The sequence below is a fragment of the Myxococcales bacterium genome (genome assembly GCA_016717005.1).
Classification (GTDB): Bacteria; Myxococcota_A; Polyangia; order Haliangiales; family Haliangiaceae; genus UBA2376.
Genome location: JADJUF010000008.1, coordinates 191,813 through 206,053 on the forward strand (window position 1 = coordinate 191,813; position 14,241 = coordinate 206,053).

The 14,241-nt window shown below is 74.7% G+C and carries 11 protein-coding genes; 7 read left to right on the forward strand and 4 right to left on the reverse strand.

The window, feature by feature from the left end; genetic code table 11:
* Positions 1-23: 23 nt before the first annotated feature.
* Positions 24-416, reverse strand: coding sequence for a hypothetical protein (locus IPL61_10610; GenBank protein ID MBK9031757.1), 393 nt, complete (start codon positions 414-416; stop codon positions 24-26).
* Between the two features lie 241 nt (positions 417-657).
* Here IPL61_10610 and IPL61_10615 point away from each other — a divergent pair, with 241 nt between their 5' ends.
* Entirely contained in the window at positions 658-1,545 is an 888-nt protein-coding gene (locus IPL61_10615; protein MBK9031758.1) for an SUMF1/EgtB/PvdO family nonheme iron enzyme, read from the forward strand.
* 3 nt (positions 1,546-1,548) lie between these two features.
* On the opposite strand, the gene IPL61_10620 is transcribed toward IPL61_10615, so the two are convergent.
* Positions 1,549-3,837: a hypothetical protein gene (locus IPL61_10620; protein ID MBK9031759.1), complete on the reverse strand. Its 2,289-nt coding sequence runs from the start codon at positions 3,835-3,837 to the stop codon at positions 1,549-1,551.
* Between the two features lie 226 nt (positions 3,838-4,063).
* Between IPL61_10620 and IPL61_10625 the strand changes: the two genes are divergently transcribed.
* The gene (locus IPL61_10625) at positions 4,064-4,438 is read left to right on the forward strand and encodes a hypothetical protein (protein ID MBK9031760.1); all 375 of its coding nucleotides are present in this window, start codon (positions 4,064-4,066) and stop codon (positions 4,436-4,438) included.
* A 95-nt stretch (positions 4,439-4,533) separates the two neighbouring features.
* On the opposite strand, the gene IPL61_10630 is transcribed toward IPL61_10625, so the two are convergent.
* Positions 4,534-5,550 (reverse strand): metallopeptidase family protein, encoded by a 1,017-nt coding sequence (locus IPL61_10630; protein MBK9031761.1) that lies wholly within the window; start codon positions 5,548-5,550, stop codon positions 4,534-4,536.
* Positions 5,551-5,680: 130 nt separating this feature from the next.
* Between IPL61_10630 and IPL61_10635 the strand changes: the two genes are divergently transcribed.
* Genes IPL61_10635 through rlmB form a run of 3 tightly spaced genes read left to right on the forward strand, consistent with a single transcriptional unit; the run spans position 5,681 to position 9,041 of the window.
* A complete protein-coding gene (locus tag IPL61_10635; GenBank protein ID MBK9031762.1) occupies positions 5,681-7,543 on the forward strand; it encodes a penicillin-binding protein activator in 1,863 nt (620 codons plus the stop codon).
* A 32-nt stretch (positions 7,544-7,575) separates the two neighbouring features.
* Entirely contained in the window at positions 7,576-8,280 is a 705-nt protein-coding gene (pyrF, locus tag IPL61_10640) for an orotidine-5'-phosphate decarboxylase (GenBank protein MBK9031763.1), read from the forward strand.
* Entirely contained in the window at positions 8,277-9,041 is a 765-nt protein-coding gene (rlmB, locus tag IPL61_10645; protein ID MBK9031764.1) for a 23S rRNA (guanosine(2251)-2'-O)-methyltransferase RlmB, read from the forward strand. The genes pyrF and rlmB overlap by 4 nt, the downstream gene beginning before the upstream one ends.
* 65 nt (positions 9,042-9,106) lie before the next feature.
* Here the strand turns inward: rlmB and IPL61_10650 are convergent, their stop codons facing one another.
* Positions 9,107-11,497: a hypothetical protein gene (locus tag IPL61_10650; GenBank protein MBK9031765.1), complete on the reverse strand. Its 2,391-nt coding sequence runs from the start codon at positions 11,495-11,497 to the stop codon at positions 9,107-9,109.
* Positions 11,498-11,650: 153 nt separating this feature from the next.
* Here IPL61_10650 and IPL61_10655 point away from each other — a divergent pair, with 153 nt between their 5' ends.
* Entirely contained in the window at positions 11,651-13,336 is a 1,686-nt protein-coding gene (locus IPL61_10655) for a serine/threonine protein kinase (GenBank protein MBK9031766.1), read from the forward strand.
* Positions 13,333-14,148 carry a tetratricopeptide repeat protein gene (locus tag IPL61_10660; protein ID MBK9031767.1) on the forward strand — a complete coding sequence of 272 codons (816 nt, stop codon included), beginning with the start codon at positions 13,333-13,335 and terminating at the stop codon, positions 14,146-14,148. Before IPL61_10655 ends, IPL61_10660 begins: the two co-directional genes overlap by 4 nt.
* The last annotated feature ends 93 nt before the right edge of the window (positions 14,149-14,241 follow it).

Consider the following 14,241-nt stretch of genomic DNA (forward strand, 5'->3'; position numbering starts at 1 on the left):
CCGTGAGCCGCCCGTTCGGCGCGCTACCGATCGGGGTCGGTGAAGCTGGCGCGGTCGGGCAGGGTGTCCTCGAACGCGAAGTAGAGGAGGCTCGAGCTGGTCGGCGGGAGGCTCCGGTAGCGCAGCATCGCGCGCTGCTTGCAGGTGTACTTGAAGAGCTTGGTCCACTCGCCGCCGGTCGCGCCCCAGGACTCCGCGGCGAAGTGCTGGATGACCTCGGTGCTCGCGACCGGCCGCCCGCCCATCGAGCGGACGAAGTCGACGATGCGCTGCACGACCTCCTTGCCCGTGTCCGACAGCCCCAGCTTGCGGGCCGCCTCGTCGCACGCCTTGACCGTCACGTTGTGCGCCGGCAGCAACCACTCGTCGTTCGCGAGCACGTACTGCCGTCCGTTGATCTCGAGCTCGGTTCGCATCGTGGCAGGACTCCTTGCGTGGCCGCCATGCACCGCCCGGTCGGGTCCGGGCTGTGGCGCAGGCGGCTGCGATCGTACGCCTCGCGCGGGGCTCGGCGGCGCTGGAGTCGCGGAATCCGACCGTTGCCCGTCGCCGGGCGATCGCCCTGGCGACGAGGGGCCTGCCCTGGGCTGGGGTCCTTTCGCCGGCGAGCGGTCGGCGACCGGCCGCCCGCACGCCGTGGCTGCTACGATGAGGCGCATGGTGCGTCGTGACGAGCACATGCCGATGCGACGCGCGTGGGTTGTCGCGGTGCTCGCCGTGGCTTGCAGCGATGCCAGGGAGCAATGGCCGGATCCCCGTCGGCACGTCGCCCGCGATGCAGCCCCCATCGACTCGCCGGCGGTGGCGATCGATGCCGGGGTTCCGCTCGATCCGACCGGGATGGTGCTGGTGCCGGCGGGCGAGTATCTGATCGGACGCACCGGCGAGGACGCGTTCGGAGCACCACTACAAGCCGTGACCCTCCAAGGGTTCTACATCGACAAGACCGAGGTCACCGTGGCCGCCTACGGGCGGTGTGTGGCCGCGGGCGCGTGCACGGTGCCGGGCGTCGATGACAGCTGTCCGGCGCAATCCGGGAACTGGGGCAAGCCCGATCGCGCCGATCATCCAGTCAACTGTGTGTCCTTCGCGCAGGCCCTGACGTATTGCAACTGGCTGGGCAAGCGCCTGCCGGCGAACGACGAGTGGGAGAAGGCAGCCCGCGGCACCGACGGGCGCACGTACCCGTGGGGCGAGCAGACCCCATCGTGCAAGCGCGCGGTCATCAAGGGCTGCACCCGTGGCATCACCGCGCCGGTCGGCTCTCGCCCCGCCGGCGCGAGCCCCTACGGCCTGCTCGACATGGCCGGCAACGTGCGCGAGATCGCGCTCTCGAAGAACCTGCTGCGCTACCAGATGGATCGGCTCCCGATCACAGTGGCCGGGCTCGAGCCGATCGCGGAAAACGGCGCTGCGCGGGGCGGTGACGTTGATGCGCACGCCACCGATTCCGCGTTCAAGGTGTGGGCGACCGAAAATCACGGCGTGGCCGACTGGGTTGGGTTCCGGTGTGCGGCGTCTGTGCCAGGGGTGACCGGTCCTTGATCGCTACTGCAGCTGGCGCAGCGGGCGGCTGTCCAGGTACTGCCACAGCGCGACCTCGCCGCCGGCCCGCGCGACGTGGTCGTCGACGCCATCCACCTGGCGTGCGCCGTCAGCGGACTGACGCAGAACGATGGCGCCGCTGTCGTGGGCGCGGATCAGCCGGATCTCGACGACCCAACCGCGCATCTCCGATAGATGCTTCGCGTAGGCGTGGTCCTGCATGGTCTGGGACATGTCGTCGGAGCCGTAGCGCCCGAAGTCGATCTCCGAGAGCACCATCGAATACCCCGCGCCGTATCGGTTCGGCACATCGAAGTTGACGCTCCCACTGACACGCAGCTTGCGCCGCTCGGCCTGCGTGTCGCGCCCGACGACCTCGCCGTCGGCGATGCCGGTCGCGCGATATCGCAGGTAGCGGTCGAGGAGCTGCGCGAACCCCGCGTCGAGTCGCGCGGGCACGTCGGTCGCTGCAGCGGCGAGGAGCTTCACCGCTTCAGCCATGCGGTTCATGGTGCGGTGGTAGTTGGCGACGTTGTCCCGGGCTTCGTCGTAACTTCGCTTTCCGTAGTCGTCAGGTCTGGTTGCGGCGCCAAGATCTCGCCGCACGTCGGCGTCAGCGCTTCGCGTCAGCGCTTCGCGTGCGCTCGCGAACTGCGTTAGCAGGCTGCCGTACTGGCGAAACAGCGCGCGGCTCGCTGCCCCCGCGTGTCCACTTGCGAGCGCGCCGACGGTCCCGAGGCGGGCCTGCAGCCCGTCGATCTCTGCGTTGAGCTGGCCTGCGGCGTGGACGTCGTATGCGAGCTGGAGCGTCTTCGAGATCGCCATCGTCACCGGATGCCGATCCGCGGCCGCGTCCACCACCTCGGTGAGCAGGAACTTCGCGGCCTCCTCGTCGGGGTTGGCGCGGATGCTGCCGAGCGCCGCGATCCCTTCCTGGCTCAGCCACGTCACGACGCGCTGCTGGAGCGACGCGCCGGCGCTGGCGATCGTGTTCGCGAACCGCGCCACGGCCTCGTCCGCGTGCGGAATCAAGGCCTGGTAGTTCATCGGCACCGTCGAGATCGCATCCGCGGCGCGGTCTCGCAAGTGACGTCGCTGTGCCACGGTGTGCGGCTCCTGGGCCTCGGGGAGCTCCTCGATCGAGGGCGGGCGCAGCGGATCTCGGGCGGCATCTTCCTCGGCGGTGCCTGCGATCTTCATCGCATCGCCGCCGAGGGCGATGCGCAGCGGAGCTTGGTCGCCGTAGCGCAAGACCAGCACGCCGGCGTGATGCCCGCTGCGGGTGGGCTCGAAGCCAACGGGCAGCACTTCGCTGGGCTGGTTCTTGCGTTCGGCGCGCACGAACAACGGGTCGCGCGGCACCGAGAAGGAACCGCTCTCCTCGACCGAGACGTCGACGCGCACAGTGTCCTCGTTTGGATTGGTGATCGTCACCGCCTGTGGCAGCACCGGTCGTCCGACCACCGCGGCGAACTGCAGCTGGTGTGTGTCGACGTGGAGGGGGACGGGGACGTGCACGGGCGGGGCGGCGGCGGGTTCGGGCGGTGGCGTGGGGGCCGCAGCCGGTGCCTTCGGCTGCCGCGTGGCGCCATCGTCTTCGTCCGGTGCGGCGGCGGCCGTGGCCGGCGCCGCTGGTGCGGATGCTGGCAGCGGTCGCAGTTGCGCCGAGGCGGCGACGAAGAACTGGAAGGACTCGCCGAGATCGGTCGTCAGCTCGACCAGGCCGCTGTGGTCGCCGACGGCATGGGGCTCGAACGTGACCAGCACGATCGCGTAACCTCCTGGTGCGATGGTGTCCGTTGCTCCAGTGCCCCGCTCGCGCTCCGCCACGCGCGCCGAAAGCGCCGACGAACCACCGACGCGCACCCGGGCGATGCCGACCGGGTCGTCGCCGACGTTGTAGATGTAGGCCGGAACCTGCCTGCGATCGCCGACGATTCCCTCGCCGATCTCCAGCCTCGCATCGAACTCCAGGCGCGTCGGCGCGTTGTCGAGCGTGGCGCCGTCACCATCGCTGGCGCGGGTCGCCGCGCCCGCGCCATCGACCAGCGCGATCACGGACTGCGTGAAGTGGTTGCCGCGCTCGGCCTGGAGGGCCTGGAGGGCCTCACCACGGTGTGCCTCGGGCATCGCCCGAAGTCGGTCCGCGACGACATCGGCGGAGCCACTCGCGACGTTGGTCCCGCGCTGGGGCAACCCCGCGTCGAGGTGGGCGGCCGGCGACGGAGTCTGCATGCTGCCCGACGTGAGCGCAGCTCCCGAGCCTTCCTCGATCGAACGTTCACCTGACATGGTGAGGATTGTACGGCCGGAACTGGCCGAACCTTCCTTGCGAGGGCGACGACAATGCGTCGCATCGAGACGGGCGACCTTTGTCGCGGACCTCGCCTGGCCGGACCGGTCGTGCGGCGCGGGTCACGGGCGACAGGAGATGTCGCGAGAAATGTGCTTGTGTGCGACGACGGCTTCGTTACGATGCGCGAGCCGGATCGGGGGAGCCCCGGCCCAGGAGACGTACATGCCAGCACGCAGCCCGCTTCATCTTGTCCTGTCCCTGATCGCCGCCGCCGGGCTGGCCTCGATGGTCGCGTGCGCCGCAGGCGCCGAGGGCACCGGCGGCGATGGCGATCCCATCGACGCGCGCCGCATCGACGGGCCGAACAACCCGAACCCCGACGCCGCGACCGCGGACGCGCGCCTCATCGATGCGCCGGGCCAGCCGATCGACGCCCCGGTCAGCCTGCCGGACGCGCCCGTCGGCTTGCCAGACGGCGGGATTCCTGGAACCTGCACGACCAACGCCGACTGCACCGTCGCTGGAGAGTGTTGCTTCGTGATCGCGTGCACGCCCGGCGTACCGCTCCCGCCCCCGATCAACTGCCTGCCCAACTGATCTTCGCTGATCGAGCTGCGGTGGCGAGCGTGAGTCGCCACGATCGCGGTGGTCGCAGACCGGGGCGTCTGCATTCCGGCGGGCCCTCGCGGATTTCAGTCCAGGCCGAGCTTCTCGAGGTCGTCGTCGTCGAGGCCGAAGTAGTGGGCGGTCTCGTGCAGGACGGTGATCCGGACCTCCTCGGCGATGGCCTCGGGGTCGCCGCCGCCGGCGCGCTCGAGGTTCTTGCGGTAGAGGTGGATCGTCGTGATCGTCGGGACGCCGCCGACGGCGGACTGCTCGGACAGGGGCGTGCCCTCGAACAGCCCGAGCAGGCGCGGATCGACGCCGTCCTCGACCAGGTGGTCCGAGGGCAGATCGTCGATCATGATCGGCACGTCGGCCAGGCGCGCGCGGACGTCCTCGGGGAGCTCCTCGAACGCGGCGGCCGCGAGCTGCTCGAGGTCGTCGTCGGCGACCACCGGCTGCCACGGCTCGGCGCGATCGCGCGCCAGCACCTCGCGCCAGGCGGCCACCATGCCGGCCTTGTCGCCCTTGGCCTCGCGCGCGGCGCCGATGAGGTGCCAGGCGTGGGCGGTGTGCTCGTCCTCGGTCGAGGTCAGCCGCCGCAGCCACAGCTCGGCGGTGGTCGGATCCTCGGCGGTCAGGAGCGCGTTGGCGACGTCGAGGATGATGTCGGGGTCGTCGATGGCCGAGCTCGACAGCTCGCCCAGAACCTCGCGGGCCTCGCCGGCGCGGTCGGTCGCGCACAGGCCGTCGGCGAGCAGCAGCACCGCCGCGACCAGGTCGCCCTCGTCCTCGACCAGGTCGGCGGCCTTGCGCGCCAGCTCGACCGCGGCGTCGGGATCGATCCCGAGGCCGATGTCGGCGGCGCACAGGAGGCCGTGGACGTGCTCGGGGTGGGCCGCGACGATCTCCTGGGCGATCGCGTAGCCGGCCTCGAGATCGCCCTCGAGCGCGGTGAGCTGCGCGTCGAGGCACATGACGTCGGGGTTGCGGCGATCGACGCGCGCGGCCAGCGCGTGCTTGGCGCGCGCCCCTTCGAGATCTCCCTCGTCGAGACAGTCGTGGGCGGCGTCGATCAGGGCGGGCAGGCGCTCGGTGCGTGACACCGGCGGACCTAACCACACCCGCGGCCGCTTGCCCACCAGGGAACGCCGGGTTCGCCTCGCGCGTTGGACCGGCATGGCCCACGTCGGTCTCGGGTTTGCTGCGCTCGGCGGCGGCGGCTATCGTCGCGGCATGTCACGTCATGTGTCCCTGGTCGCGCGCGCGCTGGCGCTGGTGGTGGCCTGCCTGGTCCTGGCCGGCTGCCCCAAGTCGACCCGCCGCACGCTGGTGCCGCAGGTGCCCACCACCGGCGACGCCGCCGCCCGGCAGCGGTTCCTGGCCGCGCGCGAGGAGTTCCTGCGCTCGGGGGGCCAGACCGACGAGTTCCGGGCCATCGCCGACGAGTTCGCCGGCGACCCGGTCGAGCCGTTCGCGCTGCTCTTCGCCGGCGTCGCGGCCCAGCAGGCCGGCGAGGCCGCCGGCGCGGTCGCCAGCCTCGAGAAGCTCCTGGCCAAGCCCGACCTCGAGGCCGGCCTGCGCCGCCGCGGCGAGCTCTACCTGGGCCTGGCGACGAGCTACCTGGGCGACGGCGACCGCGCGGTGCCCCTGCTGGCCGGCAGCGAGGGCGCGATCGAGAACGACGCCGAGCGCGGCGAGTGGCTGGCGGCGCAGGTGCACGCGCACCTGGCGTCGGCGCGCCCGCTGACGGCGCTGCCGTGGATGGACAAGTTCTGGTCCAAGGCCAGCGCGGCCGAGCGCGGGTACGTGCTCGCGCGCGGCGCCGAGGTGGTCGCGGCGGCGCCCGGCGCCGACGTGGCGGCGGCCTGGGCGGCGGCCGGCGAGGGCCGGGTCGCGGTCGTGCTCCTGGCCGAGCGGGTCGCGGTCGACCTGGCGGCGACCGGCGACAGCGCCGGGGCCACCAGCGCGCGCAAGCACGGCGCCGACGCCCGCCGCGCGCTCGATCTGCCCGACCTGGGCCCGCCGGTCACCGCCGACGCCGCCCCGGTCGCGCCCGGTCGGCTGGGCGCGATCGTCGCGCAGTCCGGCAAGCAGGCCCGCATCGGCGAGCAGATCGCCCGGGGCCTGCACGTCGGCGCGATCAGCCTCGGCGCGCTGGCGCCGGCGATCACGATCGTCGACGCCGAGGGCGGCCAGGCCGCGACGGCGGTGGCCACGCTCGCGAACGGCGAGGCGCTGGCGATCATCGGCCCGGCCGACGGCGCGTCGGTCGACGCGGCGAGCGCGGCCGCCAGCGACGCCGGCGTGCCGCTGCTGTCGTTGTCGCCGCGGCCCGAGGAGCGCAGCGGCGGCGGGCGCTGGGTGTTCCATGTCATGCACTCGGCCGAGGCCCGGGCGCGCAGCCTGGCGCGGCGCGCCCACGCCGACGGCGTCCGCACCTTCGCGGTGCTGCGCCCCGAGAGCGGCTACGGCGCCGCGGTCGCGCGGGCGTTCGCCGAGCAGGTGGCGGCCCAGGGCGACGCGCTGGTCGTCGAGGTCTCGTACAAGGCCGACACCCGGTCGTTCGCCGGGATCGTCAAGAAGCTCGGCGGCGGCTGGCAGGCGGTGTTCGTGCCTGACACCGCCGACCGGGTCGAGCTGGTGGCGCCCGCGCTGGCGGCGGCCGGGATGCTCGCGCGCCCGGCCGGGGCCAAGAAGGTCAAGGGCGGCCGGCCGATCGTGCTGCTGTCGACGGTCGAGGGCGCCGGCGACGACTACCTGCGCGAGGCCGGGCGCTACAGCGAGGGCGCGCTCCTGGCGCCGGGCTACTTCCCGGGGGCCATCGACGAGCGCGGCCTCGAGTTCGAGCGGCAGTACCAGCTGGCGATCGGCAAGCCGCCGACCGCGGTCGACGCCTACGCCTACGACGCGGTCCGCGCGCTGGCCGCGCTCGGGGCCGGCAGCCGCGACGAGCTGGCCCGGCGCCTGGCCTCGGCCCGGGTCGACGGGGTGACCGGCGCGATCGGGTTCGACGCCGAGCACCGCCGCAGCGACGACGGCGTGGTCTACGTGGTCGAGGTCGACGGCGGCGGCGTGGTCGTGCGCGCGATCCGTTGACCGCGCGCGCCGGGGCCGGCTACACCGCGCCCATGAGCTTCGACCCCGGCAACCGACTGATCGTCGCGCTCGATGTGCCGGACGCCGCCGCGGCGAGCGCGCTGGCGGCGCGGGTCGGCGCGGCCGCGTCGTGGGTCAAGGTCGGCCTCGAGCTGTTCATCGCCGAGGGGCCGGCCGTGGTCGCGGCGGCGCGCGCGGCCGGCCACCGGGTCATGCTCGACCTCAAGCTGCACGACATCCCCGAGACGGTCGGCCGGGCGATGACCCAGGCCGCGCGCCTCGGCGCCGAGCTGGTCACGGTCCACGCCGGCGGCGGCCGCGCGATGCTGACGGCGGCGGTCGCGGCCACCGCGGGCACGCCGGCCCGGGTGCTCGCGGTCACCGTGCTGACCTCGATGGCCGACGGGGACCTCGACGACATCGGCGCCCACGGCCCGGTCGCGGCGCTGGTGGCGCGGCGCGCCGCGCTGGCCGCCGCCGCCGGCTGCCACGGCGTGGTCGCGTCGGCGCAGGAGGCGCGCGCGATCCGCGCGGCGGCCCCGGCCGGCTTCTTGATCGTCACCCCCGGCATCCGCCCGGCCGGCGCGGCCGCGGGCGATCAGCAGCGGATCGCGACGCCGGCGTCGGCGCGCCGCGACGGCAGCGACCTGATCGTCGTGGGGCGACCGATCCGCGACGCCGCCGATCCCGCGGCCGCGGCCCGGGCCATCGTCGCCGAGCTCGAGGCGGCGTCGTGACCGACCGCCTGGTCTACGGCGTCGGGCCGGTGCGCGAGCTGGTCGCGGCGCGGCCGCGCGCGATCACCGTGCTCTACGCGGCGCGCGAGCGCGCCGAGGCCAAGGGCAAGGACCCGGTGGTCGGCGTCGTCGACAGCGCCCGCCACCAGCACGTGCAGGTCGAGCTGCGGCCGCTGCGCGAGCTCGACAAGCTGGCGCCCGCGGGCGCGCGCCACCAGGGCGTGATCGCGGTGACCGGCGAGTTCCGCTACGCCGAGCTCGAGGCGCTGTGCGCGCCGGGGCCGACGCCGCCGCTGGTGGTGGTGCTCGACGGCCTCCAGGATCCGCACAACCTCGGCGCGATCGTGCGCTCGGCGTACCTGTTCGGCGCGACCGGCGTGGTCATCCCCGAGCACCGCGCGACCGAGGTGACCGCGACCGCGACCAAGGCCTCGGCCGGCGCGACCGAGCTGATCGGCATCGCGCGCGTGCCCAACCTGGTGCGCGCGCTCGAGCAGCTCAAGGCCGCGGGGTTGTGGGCGTGCGCGGTGGCGGCGGTGCCCGAGGCACGCCCGATCGCGTCGCTCGATCTGCGCGGCCCGCTGGCGCTGGTGGTCGGCGCCGAGGGCGAGGGCGTCCGACCGCTGGTCGCGCGCACCTGCGATCTGCACGCGCTGATCCCGATGGCGGCGACCGGCGTCGGCTCGCTCAACGCCTCGGTCGCGGCCGGCGTGGCGCTGTACGAGGTCGCGCGCCAGCGCGGCGCGGGTCGACCCAGCTGACCCGTGGCACGGGGCGGGGCCGGGCTCAGGTCACCGCGACGGCCTGCACGCGTCGTGCGTGAGGGTCAGGGCAGCGTGACCGGCTGCGCGGTCGCGAAGTCGCGATGCCCGGCGAGGCCGATGGCGCCGTAGCGGCCGTTGCCCCAGCACCAGAGCTCGCCGGTCGCGGTCAGCGCGCAGCCGTGGCTCCAGCCGAGGCTGACCGCGCTGAAGCCGGTGCCGATCGCCGTCGGGCTGGTGACGTCCCCGGGATCGCGATCGAGCCCCGCCTGGTAGCTGTCCTCGTCGTTGGCGCCCCAGCACTCGAGCGACCCGCCGCGCACGCCGCACGAGGTGTCACTGCCGGCCGCCACCGCCGACCAGTCGACGGCGGTGCCCTGGCGGCGCGGGGAGGGCGAGCCCGAGGCGAGCGGGCTGCCCTGATGGCGAGCGTTGTCGCCCCAGCAGAACAGCGCGCCGACCTCGACGCCGCTGGTGACCGCGCACACGTGATCGCCGAACGCCGCCGGCGCGATCGCGCTGAACGTGAAGCCGGGGATCGCGACCGGCCCCGACTGCGCCGATGCGCCGGTGCCGAGCTGGCCCTGGTCGCCGCCGCCCCAGCACAGCGCGACGCCCCCGCGCAGGCCGCAGCCGAAGTTGGCGCCGAGCCCGGGCGAGGTCCACAGGGGCGAGCCGTCCACGGGCTGCGCGTCACCCTGGTTGGCCACCGTCGGCAGGCCCAGGCGGTTGCCCGCGTTCTCACCCCAGGCGAACAGTCCGCTGGGGCCCGCCGCCTGGGAGCCGTGGTCGGCGAGCGCGAGCTCGCTCGCGTGCAGCGCGCCGCCGCCATCGGAGACCACGGTCGGGGGGAGGACACCGCCGGCGACCGAGCCGTTGCCGACCCGCCCGTAGGTGGCCTCGCCCCAGCAGCTGACCGTGCCGTCGAGGGCGACCGCGCAGGCGTGCTCGCTGCCGACCGCGACGTCGAGCGCCGGGCCGACGTCGGGCAGCAGCGTGGGCGTCTCGAGCAGCGCCGCGGGGCCAGGCTGGTTCCAGCCGCCGAAGTTCTGGCCCCAGCAATAGACCCGCTGATCCGCCATCGCGATCGCGCAGGTCGCGTCCTTGCCGGTGGCGACCGTGCGCCACACGCCGGGCACCTGGACCCGGACGTGGGCGGTCGCGGTCGTGCCCTGGCCGAGCTGGCCGTCGCTGTTCTTGCCCCAGCAACGGATCGAGCCGTCCACGAGCGCGGCGCAGTGGAACCGCGTGCCCGAGGCCAGGCGCTCGACGCCGGGTGCGCCCTGGACCGGTCCACCGTAGGTGCGCCGGTACGCGAACGAACCGTCCCCGAGCTCGCCGTCGCTGCCGTCACCGAAGCATCGCGTGGTCGTGCCGTCGCTGGCGCACGCGCCGTCGCGCGCTGCGCTGAGCGCCGAGACGCCGCTCAGGCCGCTGGGCAGGGCCGAGACCGGGGCCGGATGGGCGGCGTCGTTGTAGTACCCCCAGCACGAGAGCCCGCTCGTGGTCGTGATCGCGCACGAGTAGGTGTCGCCGATCGCGACCCGCGCGGCCCCGGCGAGCACGGTCACGTCGGTCGGCTCGTCGTTGTCGACGCCGGTGACCGCGCGCCCGAGCATCCCGTTGGCGTTCTCGCCCCAGCAGTACACGGCATGGTCGCTGGCGACCGCGCAGGTGTGGTTGACGCCGCAGGCGACGTCGGTCCAGGTGCGGGATCCGGCGGTCAGCACCTCGGCGGCGGCCGCCCGCTGGCCGCCGTCGCCGGCGGGGCCGTCGCCGAGCTGGCCGTAGGCGTCCGAGCCCCAGCACATGAGCGCGCCGGCGACGATCGCGCACGAGTGCGCGGCGCCGGTGCACAGCGCCGTGGCCCCGGTCAGCGCGGCGCCCGCGCCATCTTTGACCTGGCTCGGCGTCGACGACATGCTGACCATCGCGCCGGTCTGGCCCGACGTGTTCGAGCCGAAGCACCAGACCACGCCGGCGCGGATGCCACAGGTATGGTTCTGGCCCGCCGCGACGTGCTCCCAGTCGGTGGCGCTGCCAACGACGATCGGGGTGCCGGTGCGTTTGATCGACAGCGTGACGCCGAGCTGGCCGCGGCGGTTGTCGCCCCAGCACGCGAGCACGCCCGCGCGGATGGCGCAGGCGTGGCGGTTGCCGGCCGCGAGATCCTCGATCGGCGACGGCGGCATGGCGTCGATCTCGCGGGCGTCGTCGCCCGGCGCGTCGGGATCGCCGGCGTCGGGCGCGGGCGCGTCGTCGCCGCCGCACGCGAACGTGTCGCCGCCGCCGTGGCAGAAGCCGTCGGATCCGCACGTCAGCGCTGCCGGGCACCCGCTGGCTGGCGTGCACGCGAGCTGGCACTCGCCCGGATTCGGGCGGTAGCAGCCGGTGGCCATCACGGCGACGGCGAGCGCCAGCGTGGCGAGGGTACGTCCGCGCGCGGCGCCGGGCATCGGCTCATCGTGCCACACCGCGCGCGGGCCGACGATCGCGGCGCGGTTCGTTCGCGGGCGGTGATGTAGGCGGGTGTCCGCCAGCGGGTGATCGCCGGCGCCGTGCCGAGCGCCGCGACCGCGCGCGTGCTGATCGCGTATGATCACCCGGGCATGGTGAGCCGCACGACGCCGGGCGCCGACCAGGACACCGACGCCAACACCGACATCGACGGCGGGCCGTTCGCCGCGCCGCTCATGCCCGGCACGATGGTCGGCGAGTACCGGGTCGAGGCCAAGATCGGCGAGGGCGGCATGGGCACGGTCTACGGCGCCGTGCACCCGGTCATCGGCAAGAAGGCGGCGATCAAGCTGCTGCGCGCCGAGCTGTCGATGAACCCCGAGGCGGTCGAGCGGTTCCTCGGCGAGGCGCGCGCGGTCAACCAGATCGGGCACCCCAACATCGTCGACGTGTTCAGCTTCGGGGCGCTGCCGGACGGGCGCCGCTACTTCGCGATGGAGTGGCTGCGCGGCGAGTCGCTGGCCGCGCGGATCGATCGCGACGGCGGCCTCGTGCTCGCGGAGGCGCTGCCGATCCTCGAGCAGGTCGTCGCGGCGCTCGCGGCCGCCCACGAACGCGGCATCGTCCACCGCGACCTCAAGCCCGACAACGTGTTCCTGTGCGAGGTCCGCGGCGAGGCGCCGCGCGTGAAGCTGCTCGACTTCGGCATCGCCAAGCTGGTCGGCGAGCCGCTGGGGATCAAGCGCACCAAGACCGGCGCGCTCATGGGCACGCCCGGCTACATCGCGCCCGAGCAGGCGCGCGGCGAGGACATCGACGCGCGCGCCGACGTCTACGCGCTCGGCTGCATGACCTTCGAGGTCCTCACCGGCCGGCTGCCGTTCGTGTCCGAGAGCGCGATGGTGGTGATCACCAAGCACCTGACCGAAGATCCGCCGGCGCCGTCGAGCGTCGACGGCTTCGACGATCTGCCGCCCGAGGTCGACGGGCTGGTGCTGTCGATGCTGGCCAAGGATCGGGACGCGCGCCCCGGCCTCGACGACATCCGCACGCGGCTGACGGCGTTCGGCCGAGCCGAGACGCGGCTCGGCGCCGGCGGCGCGCGGCCACGGCGGGCCAAGGGCATCTCGCGCGCGCCGACCGCGGCGCCGGCGGCGGGGGCCGTCGGTGCGACCGGCGTGATCGTCGCCGCCGTGCCGGTGTCTCCGGACGTCACGCTCGCGCCGCGCCCGACGCGCGGGGCTGAGCTGAGCGGCGGCGGGACGGCCGCGGCCCGGCCCAGCCGCGGCCGCTGGATCGTCGCCGGGCTCGTGCTCGCGGCGGCGGTCGCGGCGGTCGTCGGCCTCACGGCGGGTGGCAGCTCCGGCGCCGGCGCGGCGAGCCCCGCGGGCTCATCGGCCGCCGCGCCGCCCGCGCCCGCGCCACCGCCGAGCGCGCCGCCGCCCGAGGAGCCCGCGACGATCGCGACCGCGCCGGGCACCGCGATCATCAAGGTCACGGGCGCGCGCGCCGCGGTCGTCACGATCGACGGCGCGCCGCAGCCGCTGGTCCGCGGCGTCGCCCGCGCCACGCTCGCGCCCGGAGCGCACGAGCTCGTCGTGACCGCGCGCCGGATGCGCAGCGAGCGTCGCCAGCTCATCGTGACCAGCGGGCAGGCGATCGAGACCGAGCTCGCGCTGGTCCCGGAGCGGTCGACGGCGCCGCGCCCGCCGACCGGCAGCGGCGCCGCCACCGGCGCGAGCGCCGGCCCGGGCTCGGGCGCCGGGACCGGCACCCCCGACGACGACGCGCTGGTCGATCCGTTCCACAAGCGCAAGCCGTCCGGGGCCACGCCATGAGCCACACCCGCTGGATCGTCGCGGCGACGCTGGCGCTGGCGAGCGCCGCGATCGCCCAGCCCGCCCCGGGCACACCGGAGGGCCAGGCGCTGGCCGAGCGGCTGTTCGCCACCGGCAAGGCCCACTACGATCTCGGCGAGTACGCCGAGGCTGCGACGGCGTTCAAGGAGGCCTACCGGCTGACCAGCGAGCCGCTGTTGCTGTTCAACATCGCCCAGGCCGAGCGCAAGCAGGACGACTGCGCCGGCGCGCTCACCGCGTATCGCAGCTACCTGCGCAACCTCCCCGACGCGCCCAACCGCGCCAAGGTCGAGGAGTTCATCGCCGACGCCGAGGCGTGCGTCGCGCGGACGCCCGGCGAGCCGCCACCGCCCGACCGCGCGGGCCCCGGCGGCGCGGGCCCCGGCGGCGCGGGCGGCGGCGGCGCGGGCCCCAACGACGGACTGCCGCTCGGTCCGCCGAGCGCGGCGGGCGCCAGCGGCGGGCGCACGCTGCGCTACGCCGGGATCGCGTCGGTCGGCGTCGGCGTGGTGGCGCTGGGCGTCGGCGCGTACTTCGCGCGTGCGGCCGGCGATCGCGCCGCCGAGCTCGAGGCGTGCGCCGCGCCCTGTGCGGCGGCGACCTGGACGGCGATCGACGCCGACGGCCGCGCCGCCCAGCGCAACGCGACGATCGGCTTCGTCGCCGGCGGCGTCGGGATCGCCGCCGGCGCCACGCTCTACGTGCTCGGCGTGCGGGCGCACCGCGAGGCGCCGGTCGCGATCGCCCCGACGGTCGGCGGCGCGACGGTCCAGGCGACCGTTCGCTTCTGACCCCCGGCCGCGCGTCGGTCAGCGCGGGGCAGGGCGCGGCCGCCCGTCGGTCAGCGTCGGGCGCAACCGGCCGTCGGTGAGCGCGCGTCGGGC

Coding starts and splice junctions, on each gene's coding strand:
- IPL61_10610 (MBK9031757.1), bottom strand. CDS start 416: ATGCGAACCGAGCTCGAGATCAACGGACGGCAGTACGTGCTCGCGAAC.
- IPL61_10615 (MBK9031758.1), top strand. CDS start 658: ATGGTGCGTCGTGACGAGCACATGCCGATGCGACGCGCGTGGGTTGTC.
- IPL61_10620 (MBK9031759.1), bottom strand. CDS start 3,837: ATGTCAGGTGAACGTTCGATCGAGGAAGGCTCGGGAGCTGCGCTCACG.
- IPL61_10625 (MBK9031760.1), top strand. CDS start 4,064: ATGCCAGCACGCAGCCCGCTTCATCTTGTCCTGTCCCTGATCGCCGCC.
- IPL61_10635 (MBK9031762.1), top strand. CDS start 5,681: ATGTCACGTCATGTGTCCCTGGTCGCGCGCGCGCTGGCGCTGGTGGTG.
- pyrF (MBK9031763.1), top strand. CDS start 7,576: ATGAGCTTCGACCCCGGCAACCGACTGATCGTCGCGCTCGATGTGCCG.
- IPL61_10650 (MBK9031765.1), bottom strand. CDS start 11,497: ATGCCCGGCGCCGCGCGCGGACGTACCCTCGCCACGCTGGCGCTCGCC.
- IPL61_10655 (MBK9031766.1), top strand. CDS start 11,651: ATGGTGAGCCGCACGACGCCGGGCGCCGACCAGGACACCGACGCCAAC.
- IPL61_10660 (MBK9031767.1), top strand. CDS start 13,333: ATGAGCCACACCCGCTGGATCGTCGCGGCGACGCTGGCGCTGGCGAGC.